General features: G+C 38.2%; 23 protein-coding genes. 10 read left to right on the top strand and 13 right to left on the bottom strand.

What is annotated here, in order from left to right; genetic code table 11:
* Positions 1-13: 13 nt before the first annotated feature.
* A complete protein-coding gene (locus tag ACZ11_RS19360) occupies positions 14-1,807 on the top strand; it encodes an ABC transporter substrate-binding protein (RefSeq protein ID WP_049668169.1) in 1,794 nt (597 codons plus the stop codon).
* A gap of 482 nt (positions 1,808-2,289) precedes the next feature.
* Here ACZ11_RS19360 and ACZ11_RS19355 read toward each other — a convergent pair whose 3' ends face one another.
* Positions 2,290-2,871, bottom strand: a complete 582-nt coding sequence (locus ACZ11_RS19355; protein ID WP_049668168.1) for a phosphatidylglycerophosphatase A family protein — start codon at positions 2,869-2,871, stop codon at positions 2,290-2,292.
* 112 nt (positions 2,872-2,983) lie between these two features.
* Between ACZ11_RS19355 and ACZ11_RS19350 the strand changes: the two genes are divergently transcribed.
* The 3 genes from ACZ11_RS19350 (at position 2,984) to ACZ11_RS19340 (ending at position 4,730) form a co-directional block, all read left to right on the top strand.
* Positions 2,984-3,703 carry an alpha/beta hydrolase gene (locus ACZ11_RS19350; RefSeq protein WP_049668167.1) on the top strand — a complete coding sequence of 240 codons (720 nt, stop codon included), beginning with the start codon at positions 2,984-2,986 and terminating at the stop codon, positions 3,701-3,703.
* Between the two features lie 81 nt (positions 3,704-3,784).
* Positions 3,785-4,300, top strand: coding sequence for a YjcG family protein (locus ACZ11_RS19345; RefSeq protein WP_049668166.1), 516 nt, complete (start codon positions 3,785-3,787; stop codon positions 4,298-4,300).
* A gap of 1 nt (position 4,301) precedes the next feature.
* Positions 4,302-4,730, top strand: coding sequence for a GNAT family N-acetyltransferase (locus tag ACZ11_RS19340; RefSeq protein ID WP_049668165.1), 429 nt, complete (start codon positions 4,302-4,304; stop codon positions 4,728-4,730).
* Positions 4,731-4,937: 207 nt separating this feature from the next.
* Here the strand turns inward: ACZ11_RS19340 and ACZ11_RS19335 are convergent, their stop codons facing one another.
* The 6 genes from ACZ11_RS19335 to ACZ11_RS19310 all read right to left on the bottom strand — a co-directional run bounded on the left by ACZ11_RS19335 (position 4,938) and on the right by ACZ11_RS19310 (position 8,132).
* Positions 4,938-5,186: a stage VI sporulation protein F gene (locus tag ACZ11_RS19335; RefSeq protein ID WP_049668164.1), complete on the bottom strand. Its 249-nt coding sequence runs from the start codon at positions 5,184-5,186 to the stop codon at positions 4,938-4,940.
* 464 nt (positions 5,187-5,650) lie between these two features.
* Positions 5,651-5,842 carry a YjcZ family sporulation protein gene (locus ACZ11_RS27350; protein ID WP_049668163.1) on the bottom strand — a complete coding sequence of 64 codons (192 nt, stop codon included), beginning with the start codon at positions 5,840-5,842 and terminating at the stop codon, positions 5,651-5,653.
* Positions 5,843-5,907: 65 nt separating this feature from the next.
* On the bottom strand, positions 5,908-6,267 hold the full coding sequence (spoVAE, locus tag ACZ11_RS19325; RefSeq protein WP_049668734.1) for a stage V sporulation protein AE: 360 nt from the start codon (positions 6,265-6,267) through the stop codon (positions 5,908-5,910).
* 16 nt (positions 6,268-6,283) lie between these two features.
* Positions 6,284-7,279: a stage V sporulation protein AD gene (locus tag ACZ11_RS19320; protein WP_049668162.1), complete on the bottom strand. Its 996-nt coding sequence runs from the start codon at positions 7,277-7,279 to the stop codon at positions 6,284-6,286.
* Complete coding sequence (spoVAC, locus tag ACZ11_RS19315) at positions 7,273-7,728, bottom strand: stage V sporulation protein AC (RefSeq protein WP_049668161.1); 456 nt, start codon at positions 7,726-7,728, stop codon at positions 7,273-7,275. Before spoVAC ends, ACZ11_RS19320 begins: the two co-directional genes overlap by 7 nt.
* Entirely contained in the window at positions 7,728-8,132 is a 405-nt protein-coding gene (locus ACZ11_RS19310; RefSeq protein WP_236690908.1) for a YhcN/YlaJ family sporulation lipoprotein, read from the bottom strand. Before ACZ11_RS19310 ends, spoVAC begins: the two co-directional genes overlap by 1 nt.
* A gap of 133 nt (positions 8,133-8,265) precedes the next feature.
* On the opposite strand from ACZ11_RS19310, the gene ACZ11_RS19305 reads away from it, so the two are divergent.
* Positions 8,266-8,790, top strand: coding sequence for a CotY/CotZ family spore coat protein (locus ACZ11_RS19305; RefSeq protein ID WP_049668160.1), 525 nt, complete (start codon positions 8,266-8,268; stop codon positions 8,788-8,790).
* Positions 8,791-8,854: 64 nt separating this feature from the next.
* On the opposite strand, the gene ACZ11_RS19300 is transcribed toward ACZ11_RS19305, so the two are convergent.
* The 6 genes from ACZ11_RS19300 to ACZ11_RS19275 form a co-directional block, all read right to left on the bottom strand.
* Entirely contained in the window at positions 8,855-9,256 is a 402-nt protein-coding gene (locus tag ACZ11_RS19300; RefSeq protein WP_134008735.1) for a hypothetical protein, read from the bottom strand.
* 52 nt (positions 9,257-9,308) lie between these two features.
* Entirely contained in the window at positions 9,309-10,685 is a 1,377-nt protein-coding gene (gene mgtE, locus ACZ11_RS19295) for a magnesium transporter (protein ID WP_049668158.1), read from the bottom strand.
* Positions 10,686-11,515: 830 nt separating this feature from the next.
* Positions 11,516-12,424, bottom strand: coding sequence for an RluA family pseudouridine synthase (locus ACZ11_RS19290; protein ID WP_049668732.1), 909 nt, complete (start codon positions 12,422-12,424; stop codon positions 11,516-11,518).
* 1 nt (position 12,425) lies between these two features.
* A complete protein-coding gene (locus ACZ11_RS19285; protein ID WP_049668157.1) occupies positions 12,426-13,220 on the bottom strand; it encodes an NAD kinase in 795 nt (264 codons plus the stop codon).
* Complete coding sequence (locus tag ACZ11_RS19280; RefSeq protein ID WP_049668156.1) at positions 13,217-13,888, bottom strand: GTP pyrophosphokinase; 672 nt, start codon at positions 13,886-13,888, stop codon at positions 13,217-13,219. Before ACZ11_RS19280 ends, ACZ11_RS19285 begins: the two co-directional genes overlap by 4 nt.
* 62 nt (positions 13,889-13,950) lie before the next feature.
* Complete coding sequence (locus tag ACZ11_RS19275; protein WP_049668155.1) at positions 13,951-14,334, bottom strand: UPF0738 family protein; 384 nt, start codon at positions 14,332-14,334, stop codon at positions 13,951-13,953.
* A gap of 571 nt (positions 14,335-14,905) precedes the next feature.
* Here ACZ11_RS19275 and ACZ11_RS19270 point away from each other — a divergent pair.
* The 5 genes from ACZ11_RS19270 to ACZ11_RS19250 all read left to right on the top strand — a co-directional run bounded on the left by ACZ11_RS19270 (position 14,906) and on the right by ACZ11_RS19250 (position 18,041).
* Positions 14,906-15,187, top strand: coding sequence for a hypothetical protein (locus tag ACZ11_RS19270; RefSeq protein WP_049668154.1), 282 nt, complete (start codon positions 14,906-14,908; stop codon positions 15,185-15,187).
* A 13-nt stretch (positions 15,188-15,200) separates the two neighbouring features.
* On the top strand, positions 15,201-15,785 hold the full coding sequence (locus tag ACZ11_RS19265; protein ID WP_049668153.1) for a CYTH domain-containing protein: 585 nt from the start codon (positions 15,201-15,203) through the stop codon (positions 15,783-15,785).
* A gap of 39 nt (positions 15,786-15,824) precedes the next feature.
* Positions 15,825-16,613, top strand: coding sequence for a lytic transglycosylase domain-containing protein (locus ACZ11_RS19260; RefSeq protein ID WP_049668152.1), 789 nt, complete (start codon positions 15,825-15,827; stop codon positions 16,611-16,613).
* A gap of 218 nt (positions 16,614-16,831) precedes the next feature.
* Complete coding sequence (locus ACZ11_RS19255) at positions 16,832-17,239, top strand: globin domain-containing protein (RefSeq protein ID WP_049668151.1); 408 nt, start codon at positions 16,832-16,834, stop codon at positions 17,237-17,239.
* Positions 17,232-18,041 carry a DsbA family protein gene (locus ACZ11_RS19250; RefSeq protein WP_049668150.1) on the top strand — a complete coding sequence of 270 codons (810 nt, stop codon included), beginning with the start codon at positions 17,232-17,234 and terminating at the stop codon, positions 18,039-18,041. The genes ACZ11_RS19255 and ACZ11_RS19250 overlap by 8 nt, the downstream gene beginning before the upstream one ends.
* Positions 18,042-18,071: the final 30 nt, after the last annotated feature.

Here is an 18,071-nt window from a genome sequence, read left to right as displayed (position 1 = left end):
TGGAGGTTTTTAAATGAAAAGATTACTTGTATTCTTATTCATAGCAGTATTAGCATTAGCAGGCTGTGTACAAACAAAAACTGAAGTAGAAGGTAGTAAAGATGATTCAAAAGGTAAAGGTAAAAAATCAATTGAAGTATTAGGAATGTCCGCTTCTGAGGAAGACATGAATATTGTTCGTGACCAGCTAGTTAAAAATGGCTTTGATGTTAAACTAAATATTCAACCTGATTATGGTTCATTTTCAGCACAAAAAGAAGCTGGCAATTACGATTTAGCACTTTCGAGCTGGACAACAGTAACAGGAAACCCTGACTACGCTGTTCGTGGTTTATTTAAAACGGGCGGTGACTATAGTACTGTATCTGATTCAAAATTAGATGCTCTCATCGAAGAAGCAAGTACATTAACAGGTGATGAAGCTGCTGCAAAATATAAAGAATTAGAACAGCTCTTAGTATTCGATCAAGCTTATATTGCACCGTTATATATTTCAAATAAATATCAAGGAATTTACTCTGAATTAGTAAACCCCAAAACAGTACATCTACCAAAATCCCGTGCGCAAGTATGGGAAAGTATTGAATTCAATGACTCATCAAAAAATGCAACTGAACCATTGATTTTACATCAAACAATTAGTTCGTTAACATCGCTTGATCCTATTAAAGGAAATGATGGTTCTATTAATACATTAAATACTAATATGTATGTACGACTTGTAAACTTAACAAATACAGACGACGTCGTTTCTGATGGATCATTATCTTATAATCATGCTATCGCTGAAGGTAACCAAGAATATTATTTCATTTTACGTGATGATATTAACTTCGCTGCTGTAAAAGACGGTGCTGCTGTTGATACAGGTGAATTAGTTTCAGCAGAAGATGTTGTATTCTCATTAAATCGTGCAAAAGATCCAAAATCAGTACCAGACCATCGCACATATAGTCTTCATGAAAATATTGAAACAGTCGAAATCATTTCTGACTTAGCTGAATTACAAAAGAAAAAAGTTGCGGGCTCTGATCAGTCTGTATTAGATGCATTATCTCAACACCTCCCTGCTTCCGTAACGCAATTAGCAAAAGATAAAGGGACTGTTAATAATACAGCTGGAGCATACCAAGTTGTTAAAATTACAACACCAACACCATTCCCACAAGTGTTAAATTATTTAGCACACCAATCTGGTGGTATCGTTTCTGAAAAACAAGTAACAAGCATTAACACATATGATGTAGCAAGCTATAATCCCGATAAGGATATCGCCTATGGTGATCAAACTACAGTAACGGAAGGCACAGCATACAACAACCATCTTTATGCAAGTGGCCCTTACATTCTTGTGAAGAAAAATGATTATGAAGCACAATTTGTAAAAAATCCTGCTTATCGTGTAGGTAGTGAATATGAACCGAAGATCGCAAAAGTTAATGTTCGTTTTATCGCTGATATCGATAGTGCTTTATCAGCATTACGAAATGGTGAAATTCATATTCTCCAGTCAGTACCAGAAACAAAGCTAGACATTGTAAAATCTGATAGTAAACTAACGTTACACACTGCTGATAGTAACGCAGTATCATATTTACTAATGAATACATCTGGTCGCGCTGTATCAGATTCAGCAGACCTACGTAAAGCAATTCTTTACTCAATTAATCAGGATGAATTTATTAGCTACTATCAAGGCAATAAAAAACCTGCTGTATCCACTGTTTCACCACTAGTTAATACAGGATTAAAGCTTGAGGCAGACAGTGCAAAAGTAAAAGAATATTTAAAAGCCTATAAAGATTAATTATTAAAATTAAGTGTGTGCGTTACAAAACAATTGGCTAAGCATACTAAAAAGCAGAACCTCCTCAATAATATGAGGAGGTTCTGTTTAGCTTTTCGGCAAAACGAGAGGTTGATTTCCGTTCCGACTGAGCGCTTTGCCGCTGACGCTTCGCTTTCGCGCAGAGCAGAGCTTCCTGGGGGCGTCCGATGAGCCGCTCAGTCTCCACTCCAATCAACTACTTTTACACAACATGTCACTTTAATTTATAGTGAAAACGAAACTTCAGCAACATTGTTTTATTTGTGCGAAAGCGGAGCGGCAACAACAATGTTTTATCTGTGCGAAAGCGGAGCGGCAACATTAGCGGAGAAAGCGGCTCGACGCTCCAAAATGCCGATAATCGCTGATAACATCGAGAAAATCAAATTTATTTTTCAACACTAAAAAAACAGAGCCCTCACATACTTAAAGAAGGCTCTGTTATCTATAGTAATACTCTATTAAATTTCATTATGTGATTTTGGTTTTGGTCCTAGCTCTTCTGGCTCAATATCAGCAAATGTCTCGCCTTCTTCTTCCAAGTCACGCATACGATGTGCAATACGGGAAGCGGCAGAAGCTGCAATACTGCCAACTAAATCATCTAAAAACGTATTTACATGATGGCCAGGTTCTGTATCCAACTTCTTAATTATACCTATTTTTTGCTTATCTAAGTGTCCGAAAGTCGTTACCGCTATGCTACCATATGTAAATACAGATCCAAGTGCGATTGTTTCATCCACACCAAATAAACCCTCATCGGATTCTATTATTTGCTGTAATGGTGCCGATAATAACTTTTTCTCTGCAAGTTCATCTAATTCAATCCCTACTAATAAAGCATGTTGAACTTCACGCTTACGTAATACACGTTCGACAGAATGAACACAGTGGTCTAAAGTTAAACCTTCATTATAGGGTTTTTGCATTTCATAAACGATTTTAGCAATATCCTCTAGCGATACACCGCGACGAATAAGTGCAGCTTGGGCTGCTTTCGCTACTTCATCAGAGTGTACGCGAGTACTTTTATCATGCATAACTATCCCTCACTTCGATTTTATTGCTAGAATAGTGCTAGCCCAACCTATTATACCTTTACTTTGGGTATATGGTACAATTTTGTTACAAACACGAGAAGGAGTGTCATCATTGGATAAGGGAACTGTACAGGATTTAAAGTTCTATAGTGAAGCATTACAGGAGGAATTACAGCTCTATATTTATGTTCCTGCAAATTATTCTCCACTATATAAATATAATATTTTAATTGCATCAGACGGAAAAGATTATTTCCAACTTGGAGGTATTACAAAACTTGCTGATGAACTTATCGATGACTATGAAATCGAAAATTTAATCATTGCCTTCGTTCCTTATAAGGATATTAAGGATCGACGTCATAAATATATTCCAAGTGGAGAGCAACATGAAGCATATCTTCGTTTTTTAGCACATGAGCTTGTGCCATATCTAGACGCTGAATATGCAACATATCAAATGGGTATGAGTCGTGGGGTCATTGGTGACTCAATGGCTGCAACCGCTTCCTTAATGGCCGCATTAAAATACCCAAGTATTTTTGGCAAGGTCATTTTACAATCACCTTATGTTGATGAAGATGTTTTGCAAGCTGTTGAGAATTTTAAAGATCCAGGTGCAATTTCCATTTATCATATTGTCGGAAAAGAAGAAGATAAAGTTGTTACGATGGATAAAACAATTAAAGATTTTTTAACACCAAATCGTGAGCTTCATAATCTCATGTTAAACAAAGGATTCTCTACATTTTATGAAGAATTTGATGGGAATCATACATGGAAATATTGGAAACCTGATCTACGCCGCGCATTAATTGAAAATTTTAATTAATTAAGACGATTCAAATTACGAAATCGGAAATTTCTGTTATACTTAAATAAAAAATTGTTTATTTTCGGGAGGTAATGGCCTATGAAGTATGGTATTGTGGCATTTCCATCAAAAAAATTACAAGATTTAGCGAATACTTATCGCAAACGTTACGATCCTCATTATGCGAAGATTACTCCGCATATAACATTAAAGGACAGCTTCGATGCAACAGAAGAAGATATTCAATCTGTTGTAAAACAATTAGATGGGCTTGCTGCCAAATATGCACCTTTAAACATTCATGCATTACGCATAAGTTCATTTTTCCCAACAACAAATGCGATTTATTTCCGTATTGAACCAACTGAACAATTAACAACATTCCACCAAGTTCTAGAAGAAAAAGTACCTTTTGGTGAGTCAAAACACGTATTTGTACCACATATTACTATTGCTCAAAAAATGACAGATTCCGAGCACGATGATATCTTTGGGCAATTACGTATGACAGGTGTTGACGAAAAAGATACAATTGATCGTATTCATCTTTTATATCAATTGGAAGACGGCTCGTGGACAACATATGAAACTTTCCGATTGACTGGAGCTGAGTAATCTGTTTAACGTTAAGATTGTTGAAACAACAAAAGAACATGAGGATGCGTTTGCAGTCCGCAAGCAAGTTTTTGTTGAAGAGCAAGGTGTGCCGCTTCATCTAGAATGTGATGCTGAGGATGCATCTGCAACTCATTTCATTATGTACGAAGACAATGACCCTGTAGGTGCTGCACGTTTACGAAGTATCGATGACGATGCTGCAAAAATTGAACGCGTTTGTATTTTACAAGATCAACGTGGCAAAAAACTAGGTGCTTTAATAATGAAAGAAATGGAAAAGTACGCCATTTTAATCAATAAGAAAAAACTAAAACTTAATGCACAAAGCTATGCTATTCCGTTTTATGAAAAGCTTGGCTATACGGTAACATCTCCTGAATTTATGGATGCTGGTATCCCACATCGTGCTATGGAAAAAATGATTTAACTTCTTTCAATTAGTTCTTTGTGCAAGCACAAAGCCGATTCTGGACGATATTATGCGAGACATAATTGATCAAAAAGGTGTTACGAATGCAGATGCATATCGTAACACCCTTTTTTATTGCACTACAATGCTTTAAAGGTTGATTTATAAATGAGAATCCATTTAAATCAACCTTTTAGATATATTACTTTGCATAGTAGATTCATGTTATTTCATCATTTTAGTAATTTTATCTAGATCTAGTGAATTACCATCTTGAATAATAGATTGTACTAACTGATCTTCAAGCTCTTGCGTAATTTGTCTCTTTGACATTTTACTTACGCGTCGTACGATTTTTCTTACTTGTTTTTCATTTTTAAAATCAGCATGTTGAATTTCATTTGCTAATGCGAAAATTTCATCCATCGATACCCCAGTTTTTTGTTCAATTGAATTAAAGAATCCGCGATTCATGTTCCCCCTCCTATCAGTTAAAATTCAAATTTATTACCACTATTGTTCTTATGCATGAAACATATGACAACTAGTGAAGGCTTTAAACTTTATTCAGAAAATGGAGCACTCTGAATAAAAGCTAAAGCCTCTATCTACTGTCACAATCAATTATGCCTCGGCATAATTGCGTTCAGAATCGGCTTTATGCTTAGGCCTGCACGAGGGCCGACACGATGTCGGTCATTTCGGTAATGCCACAGGACGTGGCGTTTTTACCGATGCAGGTCAGTTAGCCGTTATCGCATGGATGCGATGATTTTAGGCTAACATCCTCTAAGAACTCCTTTCCGATTCCGTAACATCCGCCGGAGGCTTTAACTTCTTTCAGTAAATGTTTAGACATCCGCTGAAAAATAGCTAAACCCGCATTCGTCTCACCATCTATAAAGGAGAGAGACTTCTGCCGAAAGAAGTTAATCAAATTATATGCAAGCAGCACCGACAATGATCAGAAGAATGAATAGGACAACAATTAAGATAAAAGTCGAACTATGACCATGTCCACAGCCATAGTAACCGTCGTGGTGACCACCATAATAACCGCCATAGTCTCCTCCGTAGCAGCCATCAGCATGCCCTCCATAAGAATGCGCACCCCAGCCTTGATATCCCATAAAAATACCCCTCCCTTCTACAACCTATAATATGTTAGCGTTGTAAAAATGGGTGGGGTATTCGTCTAGTCAACATTTCCTTTAGGTTTAAATATTAATGCTCCGATAAAGCCAAAAACAACAGCAGCACTGATCCCTGAGCTTGTCACCTCAAACATCCCAGTTAACACACCTACAAGCCCATGTCTTTCCGCCTCAGCAAGCGCACCATGCGTTAAGGAATTACCAAAAGATGTGATAGGGACAGTTGCACCGGCACCAGCAAAATTAATAAGTGGTTCATACAAACCCATTCCGTCTAGAATTGCACCAGCTACAACTAGAGTACTTAATGTATGTCCAGGTGTTAATTTACCATAATCCATTAATAATTGACCTATGGCGCAAATAATGCCTCCTACAAAAAATGCAAACACAAATGTCATAGCCATGATTTTTGCCTCATTTCATTGTAATTTCAATTGCATGTGCCGTACATGGAATTGTTTCGCCCTGTTGAAACGTAAGCGGAGACAGTAATGCTCCTGTCGCCACTAGAAGTACTCGCTTAAAAGTACCTGCTCGCATCTGTTGGATCACATAACTTAAAAAAACAGCTGCCGAGCAACCTGCACCACTTGCACCTGATTGGAATGTTTCATCCTGTCCATAAAACTCCGCGCCTGCATCACGTAAAGGCGTTAACTCCTCACTCTTTATGCCACTTTCAACAAACATTCCTTTTAGAAGTTTTAAGCCAAGTTGACCTAAATCACCTGTTAAAATTAAATCATAGTGGTAAATTTTTTGATTACGCTGTGCTAAATGTGATTGAATCGTCTGAAAAGCGGCGGGTGCCATCGCTGCGCCCATGTGAAATGGATCATCCATACCGTAATCAACCGATTTTCCAACAGTTGCTGCTTCAATAGAAGGGTATTCCTCATGATGTTTACCAATTAGAGCATATCCAGCAGCCGTTACTGTCCATTGAGCAGTTTGGGGCTTTTGCGAGCCATAATTGATTGGATAGCGGAATTGTCGCTCAACCGCATTGTGTTGACTAGATGCACCAGCTAGAGCAAAATTGGAGGCTCCTACTTCTGTCAAAAGGCTTGCGACAATTATTGAAGATATGGAGGTGGCACAAGCTGAGAATAATCCGATAAAAGGAATGTCCAAATCTCTGGCAGCAAAATTGGTTGGTGTCATTTGATTAACTAAATCGCCGCCCATAAAATAATCAATGTCCGTTTTTTTCACGCCTGCTTTTTTCATGGCAAATTCACAGGCTTCTTCAACCATTTTTCGATGACCTTGTTCATTTGTTTTCATTTGCCAACGTTCATCATCGTAGTTTGCATCAAAATATTGACTAAATATACTGCGTTTCTCTAGTGGACCTGCTACCACACCACCTGCTATTAAGGAAGGCTTCGATTGAAAGACAATTACCATGAAACCACTCCTATCGTCACAAGAATGAATTTAATAAGTGCAACAAAAAAGGCGGAGACAACCCCAAATAATACAACTGATCCAGCTAATTTAAATAAATTCCCACCGACACCAAGTACTAATCCTTCAGATCTATGCTCAATGGCAGCAGAAATAACAGCATTACCAAACCCTGTTACAGGTACAGCTGATCCAGCTCCAGCAAATTGACCAATCTTCTTATATAAGCCAAAACCCGTTAAAATCATAGCAAAAAACACCATTGTTGCAACTGTTGGATTTCCGGCAGTCGCTTCGGTAAAATCAAAGAAAATTATATAAAAAAGGGATACGGCCTGTCCGATTGTACAAATAAGTCCACCTACTAGAAACGCCTTTGCAACATTTTTAAAATAGGGCGGTTTCGGCGTGACATTTTGCTCTAATTGCTGGTATTGTTCTTTTTCCACTATGTTTCCTCCTTTGCAAGCTTTTTCAATTTCTTAATTTTATCTTTCAGTTTATTATCTTCAACTTGTTCCCTTTTTATTTTATTTGCTTCATAAAATATTTTATAATCAGCTGAGACAAAAACATCTTTGCTTGGATATTTTTCATCAAATTTCTTTTGCAACTTTTTCTCTAATTTAGCCTTTTTCCACTTATCCCATGGTTTAATTTGCACTGCCACAAGCATACTATTGTCATATTGGATAACCGTTGTTTTGTCTACATAATCCTCTTCTTTTAAAACGGCTTCAACTTCCTTTTCATTTTCGGGTGAACCGTAGACGATAACTTTTTCTTTTTCACCGCAACCGCTTAAAAGCGATAAACTGACTAATAGAGGTAACATCATTCCTAAGAGCTTCAAGTTTTACCCTCCTTTTCTTTAAAGTTTCTCCATACATAAAAAAACTATTCATTTAACTATATATACGAAAGCCCGAGTCCATTTTTCAGAAGCACATATTGTAGAAGTAGTAACAAGGAAAGGAGGTGACAATATGGGTTGTGGCAAGCCAACAAATCCTATTGGACCAATCCATTCAGCAGGCTGCGTTTGTGACGTAGTACGCGCTATTTTAGACATTCAGAATCAAGCGGTGAGAGATGAATGTCAACCATGTACAGCTAACTGTTTCTTAGAACCACTTGGAGGCATTGTAAGTCCTGCACGCTCTCATGCAGATACACGTGTATTCATGTTAATTACGAAAGACGGTACTCCTTTTAAAGCATTTTTCAGTTCACCAACAGCAGATCCATGTATATGTACATCAGTATTTTTCCGTGTAGAAGATATGTTTGATGAGTGCTGCGCTACTTTGCGTGTTTTAGAGCCTTTATGTTCATTTGACTCCAGCGAAAGTACAGTAGATCTATTAAGTCGAGATGGCTGCTGTGTCAATATGAAAAAAATATGTAAAGTAGATGATTGGAATTCAACTGAGAGCTGTATCACTGTAGATTTATCATGCTTCTGCGCTGTACAATGTATTGCTGATGTTGACTTAGGAATTTGTGACTAATCTTTTCTCCTTTGACACACTACACATAAAAAAAGTGTACAGCATCCTCTGCTGTACACTTTTTTCATAAGGTCGGTAATTGTTTACCTCGCCATAATACTTGATCTATGTCCTCAAAATAGATAATCTCTTGCGTCTTTAATTCGTAAGAAGTAAGCATCAATGAATCGGTCTGTACTTCAGATGCACTACCACGTAATTCTCTACCATCCTTCAAACAAACAAGTAACGGTTGATAAGCTTTTTGACGAAAAGGCTTCTCTAAAAATTGAAGCTGCTTTAGTAAATACGGATCTATTTGTGCTTTTTTAACCACTTCTTCTTTTTCTTCAAAAGTTTGCTCATTGCAATAGCCGTCCTTGGTATACACTGACGTACTTTCATCCAATTCAAGTTCATGTAGCATCTTAGAAATATTTAGAAAATAAGATGGTGACTTTATAAACAAGCGTGGCTCATGCCCCACATTACTCACTTCCCTTTTTTCATACAATATGCAAAAGGAAGATATTTGGTTCTCAGCCTATCTGACTTAAGAATACTGTTGCCAAACCTAAGTAAATTAAAATACTTGTAATATCATTTAATGTTGTAATAAATGGACCTGATGCAACAGCCGGGTCAATCTTCATGCGATGCATTAGTAGTGGAATAAAAGAACCTGCAAGTGTTGCTACTAAAATAGAACCACATAGCGCTGCTCCCACCAACATTCCAAGAACCAACTCTTGTTTCCAAACATAAACGATGCCGATCACAATTAGTCCACAAACAATTCCAGACATTAAGCCTGTACCGGCTTCACGTAGAAGTAATTTTAGCTTACTATGTTCTTCGACATCTCCTGTTGCAATTCCTCGAATAGCTACCGCTAGTGCCTGTGTTCCACTATTTCCAGAAGTACCTGAAATGAGAGGGATAAACACTGCGAGTAACGCAACCTGTTCTAACGTTGCCTCAAACTGTCCCATCAAATTTGCAGTCAACATCCCTAAAAATAATAATATAACAAGCCATGGTAAACGCTTCTTAGCCGCTTGGAACGAGGTTGTATCAAATTTATCCATATCGGAAATACCCGCTAATTTAGAGTAATCCTCAGATGCTTCCTCATCAATAACGTCGATAATATCATCGACTGTAATAATCCCTAGTAATTCTCCCTTATCGTCAATAACTGGTGTCGCTAAGAAGTTATAGTCCTTCATAATTTGAGCAACCTCTTCTTGGTCATCCCCTGCGTGCACCATCACAACACGTTCATTCATAATCGAACGTATAAGGGTATCTTCATCAGCAATAATTAAATCACGAAGCGAAATAACGCCTGTTAGTCGATGTGCTTCATCAACGACAAAAATATAATAAATAGTTTCGGCATTTGGCGCTTCTTTCCGTAAAATCGCCATCGCTGAACGAACTGTAGAATTTTCTGGTATCGCAACATATTCAGTCGTCATGATAGAACCAGCTGTACCTTCGTCATAGCTTAATAACTCATTAATCTCTTCAGCTGTTTCCTCATCCATCATGCCTAAATAGCTTTCACGTTGTTTCGTATCCAACTCATTTAAAACGTCTGCTGCATCATCTGCATACATATGAGAAAGCATTTCTGCACCATATGACGGATCCATTTCAGCTAGATACGCTGTGTATTCATCATCATCTATTTCGATTGCCTCAAAAATATCAGCCATTTCCGCCGGAGACAAGAACGAATAGATGATCTTCCTTATATCAGGCTCCACCTTCTCATAAAACGTTGCCTGATCATATGGATGAAGCTCTAAAAACTCATCGCGGAATGCGTTAATTTCATGTGCTTCGAGCATTTCTCGCAAACGTGCCTCGTCGAACTGCACATCATCCTTTTCTTTTCTTTCCTCTATCATGCTTGTCCCCTCCTTCCGAGCAATCAATTATGCCCCGGCATAATTGCGTCCGGAATCGGCTTTGTGCTTGCACAAAGAACTCCTTTCCGATTCAGTGACATCCGCCGGAGGCTTTATATTATTTCAGCGGGTGTTTGACCAACCGCCGAAAAGTAAATTCATTTGTACCTGTCGCTATGCTTTCAGGTACAGAAAACATTTGCTGAAATAAATTAAATAATTGATACGGGCAATGCCGTAAATCTACCCTATATATAATAGAATGTATTATGCCTTTTCTGCAAACCCTTTTTTTACTACATAGCAACCTACACCATTACCAATATCTAATTGGATAAATCTACAGGTAAACGTTTCCGTTTTTCATCTGTTACCATACCGTGGGGTTGACTTCCGCCTGAGGCTTCTTTCAGCGGATATTTACACACCCTCTGAAAAGTGACTTAAAATCGCATTCATCTCATCACCTATAGAGGAGGTGGGAGACTTCTGTACCTGTCGCTACACTTTCGGTACAAAATACATTTGTAGCTGACGCTTCGCTTTCGCTACCAACACACTTGCTGAAAGAAGTTAAAAAATGTCATTCCTAACTTGCGGTACTGAGCTAAATAACCCTCTGCTCAACTATACCCTACAATCACTTTCTTTTCTGTTACCGTGCTGTTAAGAAAAACTTATTACTTTAATAGTGTTATAAAATGGTAAAGAGATGCCCGTTTGTGCGAACATCTCCTTAAATATATAACATATTCAGTATTAGTTTTCACTCTTAGTGAACTAATGAAGTCTTCGTTCATAGATAGGTTTTGAAAAACAATAGCCGAGCTTCAAACTAAGGAGTCATTCATTAATCGTTGCATATCTTCATTTAAATAACTAGTGAATTGTAAACTCTCACCTGTCAGAGGATGAAGCATCTTTAAGGATACACAATGTAAGGCTTGTCTATTTATATACTCACGACCTCCACCATAAAGTTCATCTCCAACAAGTGGATGTCCCATATAGGCCATATGCACACGAATTTGATGTGTACGCCCTGTGTGCAACTTTAGTTGTATATGTGTCATAGGTTCATCCTGTAAATAAAAGCGCTTTAAAATTGTCACATCTGTATGTGCAAATTGACCATCCTCACGTACCTCTCGCTCAATAATACTCGTCTCCTTGCGTCCAATAGGAGCGATGATTGATTGTACATCTTGTGCAACATGTCCATGTACAATTGCTTCATATTGTCGAGAAATCTCTCCACTGCGCTGTGCAAGTCCCGTTAAATGATGAATATGAGCATGTTTGGCAATGCATAACAAGCCAGAAGTATCACGATCAAGTCTCGTTACGATATGAGCTGTTGATGCTAGACCTTGCTGCTGAAAATGACCACACACTAGATTAGCTACGCTATGTGTTGGATGCTCACGCGAAGGAATCGTACTCTGATGTGCTGGCTTATTAAGCACTAAAATAGCTTCATCTTCATAAATAATAGAAAGTTCACCATGTTCAACAGCAAGCCCTTCACTTTTTTCTTCTGGAGGGAATTTAACTTCAACTCGATCTCCAACGTGAAGAGGATGTCGAACATTGCGCTCAACATCATTCACTGTCAGCAAGCCTCCATCAAATTTAATTGCCGTTAAAGCTCGCTTGGAAATGCGCCATTCAGATAAGGCCTCCCTTAGTAGTTGGCCTTCCTTTTCCGCTATAAAATGCAGTGTAAATCTTGTATCCATTTTACTCATTTGCCACGAATGATTCATGTACTCGTTCCCAGAATGGGAATGGACGGAAACGAGCAAAACGTACTCTTTCAGTTGCTACATTAAATGAAATCGACTTCACATCGTCTTGCGTGACTTGTAAATGATCAACTGTCATATTAAAGTTTTGTTCATTTACTGGACGTAAAACACAGTGATGGTGTGCTGGTAAAATGAGTGGTGAACCAACTGTACGGAAGACACGGTTATTGATAGATGCTATCTCAGTAATTTGGAGTGCCGCTAAAGTTGGGTGAATAATTGCTCCACCGAGGGCTTTATTATAAGCTGTACTACCAGAAGGAGTTGACACACAAAGACCGTCTCCACGGAAACGTTCAAACTGATTACCATTTAACTCCACATCCATAACAAGCGTGACATCAGGTGATTTCACAGTTGCTTCATTTAACGCTAAATACGTATTGGATTCCGCATTATGATGCTCCACCTTTACCTCTAGTAGTGGATACTCCACAACGTTAAAGTCCTTTTTGGCAATGGACAAAACAAGCTTTTCTAATTCAGATGGCTTCCAATCCGCATAAAATCCTAAATGTCCCGTATGGATACCTACGAAAGCAACCTGATCTAGCAAATGAGCATATCGATGAAAGGCATGTAGTAAAGTGCCATCTCCTCCAATAGAGATTACTATCTCAGGAGCCTCTTCATCATAAGTTAACCCAAAGTCCTGCAAATACGTTCTGGCTAGCTCCATTAATTCGTTCGACTGTGCATCTCTACGTGATTGAATGGAAAATTTCATTTTGAGTCACGCTCCTTCTCCGATAGTAAATTAGGATTCGATGCTTCTTTGTATTCACTAAAATAGGCCTGCGCTTCTTGTATCTCACTACGAATGGACGACATTTCCTCATCCAATCGGAAGGCGGCCTCTGCTGCACTTTGAAGGCGATTTTTAATTTCCTCTGGGAACATGCCTTTATATTTATAATTTAAAGAATGCTCAATAGATGCCCAGAAATTCATAGCTAGTGTTCTTATTTGAATTTCAGCTAATACCACTTTTTTCCCCTGTATCGTCTCTACAGGATATTCGACAATCATATGATAAGAGCGGTAGCCACTTGGCTTATTATGTGTAATATAGTCACGCTCTTCCACTACACGCATATCTTTACGTTGACGTATTAGCTCTGTAACTGTTGAAATATCATCTACAAATTGACACATAATACGTAAGCCTGCGATATCCCCTAGCTCATCACCTAGCTGTTTAGACGGCTCAAATGAGAGTCCTTTTTCTAAAGTTTTATCGTATATACTTGCTAAAGGTTTTACACGTCCCGTCACAAATTCAATTGGTGAATTTGCATTAACAATACCAAACTGAGAACGCATACCCTTTAATTTTACTTTTAACTCATCTACTGCTTGTTTATAAGGACTTAAAAATATTTCCCATTGTCCCATCACAAAAACCTCCCGACATTCGGTATCGAACAAAACCAACACCGTCTGTTCGTTTCGTCTTTTTATTCAGAAAGAAATGTCTTGAAGTGTTTCTCCACCTCTTGGACAAATTCCGCCCCATAATTGAAATTTCCTTCAATATTATACACGAGCATTTCTAGTTCATCGTAAAAATTTGTCAGCTCAATAACTTCTGCACCTAGTTGTAGCTTTGGATTTTGCTTTTTTTGTAAAATATGTACAAGTTCATCCCAACTACTCGGTGGAAAACGCAAGTAATGATAATTCTCCCCTGCATCAAGTAAATAAATAAACGCAAAGTCATCAGAATCTGCTATTAATTGTGCAGCAGGTTTTAACTGTAAATTTGCTTCAATGTCGTTTAAACTAAAATGAAGTTGCTCGTTTTCAAAATTCAATGTTTCTATTGTATAAATTTTACGCACACGCGGTTCCCCTTTTCGTCGTACTCTTCCTCTTATTTTATCATAGAGGGTAAATAGTTGCAGTGTGTAAATATTAATTCAATGAAATCAATTATGCCTCAGCATAATTGCGTCTGGAATCGGCTTTGTGCTTAGGCCTGCTCGAGGGCCGACACGATGTCGGTCATTTCGGTAATGCCACAGGACGTGGCGTTTTTACCGATGCAGGTCAGTTAGCCGTTATCGCATGGATGCGATGATTTTAGGCTAACATCCTTTATGAACTCCTTTCCGATTTCCGTGACATCCGCCGGAGGCTTTAGGCCAACGTGATGTTGGTCATTCAGTCGTTGCCACAGGACGTGGCGTTCTTAGACTGAGTTCCTATATTTCAGCGGATGTTTGTACACCTGCAGAAGTAACTTAAACTCGCATTCATCTCACCACCTATTGAAGTGAGAGACTTGCTGAAAGAAGTTAAATCAATGAATTAAACTTTTTAACGCATAACAATACCGTGGGGTTGATTTCCATTCCGACTGAGCGCTTTCCTAGTGGCCTCCGATGAGCCGATTAGGACAACACATGTTTTTTGTGCGAAAGCGTAGCGACAGCGGCAACTGGGGTTTGTCTGTGCGACAGCGTAGCGGCAGCGGCAATTGGGGTTTGTCTGTGCGACAGCGTAGCGGCAGCGGCAACTGGAGTTTGTCTGTGCGACAGCGTAGCGACAGCAACAAAAGGGTTTTATCTGCGCGAAAGCGTAGCGGCAGCGGCAGCGGCAGCGGCAGCGGCAGCGGCAGCGGCAACGACATGTTGGCACACAGCGTTATTCGACCGATCTTTCTTAATCAATACACAAAAAAAATTTATATAAACAGGTGAGGATAATGGCACAACAACTTGAAATAGAATTTAAAAATCTCTTAACAAAACAACAATACGAACATTTATTGCAAGCTTTCAATATTCCCGAAAATGCTATTCATCGTCAAACAAATCATTATTTCGACACACCCTCTCAAGCTATTCGGAAACTACAAAGCGGGCTTCGTATTAGACAAATCGACAAATATTTTGAATGTACTTTAAAAGAAAAAAATGCAGAGCATGCTCATTTAGAGACGACTGACGAATTAACCGCTGAGCAAGCTAAGAAAATGCTTGCTGGAGAAGGTTTCTATGCCCCAGAAGTTGCAAAAAGACTAGCTCTCTTCAACATTTCTTTAGAAAAATTAGCAGTATTTGGTTCACTTACAACTGATCGTGTCGAAATTCCTTATAGGGATGGCCTTCTAGTATTCGATCATTCTTTCTATTTGCAGTGCGACGATTATGAGGTAGAATATGAATCAAAAGATGCAATAAAAGGAAATGCAATCTTCGACGAATTTCTACAGCAATATGGTATTGAAAAACGAGTTACAGATAAAAAAATCGCACGTTTCATGAAAGCATTACAAATGAATAATTAACAGTAGCCTAACTAGTTTACAAGAAAGGATGACAATTCCTTGGATATCCAATCACTCAGAACTTTACTTGAAATTCAAGCATTACAAACACTAGGATCTTCAGAAAATTCATCGTCAAACAATCTTACAGACAGCAATTCTATATTTTCTGATATGATTAGCGAATTGCTCGGCGACTCAACTACTACTAACAATGCAAAATTATCCAGTTTGCTCGGGGGCGTATCAAGCGCTTCGTCAATGATGAGCCAGTTCAGTAGTTTAAATGGGTTAGCTGAAAACATGCAAAATAGTGCGTATCAATCATTACTTTACAATGGTTCTAACGACGTCTTTATACCTTCTGCTGTACAGACGGCATTAGCAAATACACAATCTAGTACAAAACTCGACTCCTATGTTTCGGATAATGTAATTGGTTCAACAGCGTATGCCAATTCATTAGCAGGTGCAAACCAATACGCTTCGATTATTCAAAAGGCAGCAGCTACATATAATGTACCTGAGAAACTTATCGCCGCAGTGATCAAGCAAGAGTCTAATTTTAATTCAAGCGTGGTTAGTCATGCTGGAGCACAAGGATTAATGCAATTAATGCCAAAAACAGCGCAATATTTAGGGGTTACAAACGCCTTTGATCCTGAGCAAAATATTATGGCAGGGGCAAAATATTTACGCCAATTGCTAGATAAGTTTGATAATGATCCTACTTTAGCGTTAGCTGCTTATAACTCAGGCGCTTCACGCGTAACAAAGTACGGTGGCATTCCTCCTTTCAAAGAAACACAGAATTATGTCAAAAAAGTGATGAATTACTACACAGTCTAATCGCATAAACATTGTTAATACAGTCTTTTTCGGCAAATTTCACCCGCGTGGTGAAATTTGTGCTTTTCTAGCGAAAAAAATTTCGGAAAGCGCTTTGTTTGTGTTAACGAAAAGACGTTGATAGAATGAAGGTAGTCACAAGAAATTCACATTTGTAAAGATGACCAAGTATAAAAATATACTTTACGATATAAAGAATTAAAAGGGGCATTAAACATATGAGTCGAAAATACACTGTTCCTTATGAGGAGCTGGGGGCTGAAAAGCTTTCAGAGCTAATCCATGCATTCTATAAAAGAGTTGCTCAGCATCCTGATCTTATTCCAATCTTTCCGAAAGATTTAACAGAGACAGCTCGCAAGCAAATTCAATTTCAAACACAGTATTTAGGTGGACCAAATCTTTTTACTGAGGAGCATGGACATCCGATGATGCGTGCACGCCATATGAATTTTCCGATTACACCTGATCGTGCTCAAGCTTGGCTTGAATGTATGTCCGAGGCGATGGATGAAGTTGGGTTGGAAGGGAAGTTCCGTGAAACTTATTATCAACGTTTAGTATTAACAGCTCATCACATGATTAATACACCAAATGACGATGAGGGGGAATTGTTACGTGAATAATATTCAAATGCTGCAGAAGCCAACGCCTGAGATTTCTACTGCTAATAAGCCTATTGAATTGTATATTTTCGTAGATCCACTTTGTCCAGAAGCATTTAATATGCAAGCCATTCTTCGTAAGTTAAATCTTGAGTACAACCATTACTTTACATGGCGCTTTGTACTAAGCACAGAGCTCGCCTCTTTGAATTGTTTAAGCAAACGTGTAAAGGGTTGTATATCAGGTATTGAACTCGACATTAATCACCCTGTTTTACCATCTATCGCTATTAAAGCGGCAGAATTACAGGGCAAACGTGTAGGAGCTCGCTATTTGTCGAAACTACAAGAATATGTATTACTAAACCAGCAAGATGTCAATTCATATGCAACGCTGTTAAAAATTGCAGAAGATGTTCAATTAGACATGAATGAGTTTTCTGCAGACTTTGGTTCAAAAGAAGCAGCACGTGCCTTCCAATGCGATTTATATATTAAACGTGAAATGGAAGTTGATGAAGTACCGAGTATTGTATTTTTCAATGAATGTATTGAAGATGAGGGTCTTAAAGTTAGTGGTAACTATTCCTATGAAGTTTATGAACATATTTTACAAGAAATAATGGATGAACAGCTTGTGCGTCAACCATTACCAACATTGGAAGAATTATTTACAAAATTTCATACACTTTCAACAAATGAAGTAGCTTTCATCTACTCATTAACAGAACAAACGGCTGAACGCGAATTAAAAAAGCGTATGCTGCAACAAAAGATTGAACGAATTCAGACAGATCACGCTACATTGTGGCGTATTAAATAATGCAATTATACTATTATTCTAAGCTCCAAA

This window comes from Lysinibacillus xylanilyticus (assembly GCF_001183605.1).
Lineage (GTDB): Bacteria > Bacillota > Bacilli > Bacillales_A > Planococcaceae > Lysinibacillus > Lysinibacillus xylanilyticus.
Note: the sequence above shows the minus strand (reverse complement) of the source record. Positions and strands in the feature narration are given on the sequence as shown.